This window comes from Deinococcus alpinitundrae (genome assembly GCF_009982895.1).
GTDB lineage: Bacteria > Deinococcota > Deinococci > Deinococcales > Deinococcaceae > Deinococcus > Deinococcus alpinitundrae.
Genome location: NZ_WXZL01000312.1, coordinates 1 through 264, shown reverse-complemented (window position 1 = coordinate 264; position 264 = coordinate 1). Strand labels below are relative to the sequence as shown.

Sequence of the window (264 nt, the reverse complement as noted above, 5' to 3'; positions counted from 1 at the left end):
AAAGTTGTATGTTTGTGCGCTCTTTTCGTCCATAACACGTAAGCTATTGTTATCTACGAAATATGCTTCACCTTTAACGATGTTTACTTTGTTACCTTTAAGTAAGCCTTCAACACCACCAGTTAATTTATTAACAACTGATGATTTGAATTCTTGAACTTTTTGGAAGTTTAAAGAAACACTTTCAGCAATAACACCTAAGTTTTCAGAATGTTGTGCTTCAACAAAACGGTGAGAAGCATGTAGTAATGCTTTTGAAGGAAT

1 pseudogene is annotated in these 264 nt (G+C 33.3%); it reads right to left on the bottom strand.

The window, feature by feature from the left end:
- Positions 1 to 264, bottom strand: a pseudogene (locus GUI70_RS25845) (dihydrolipoyl dehydrogenase); the annotation flags it as partial.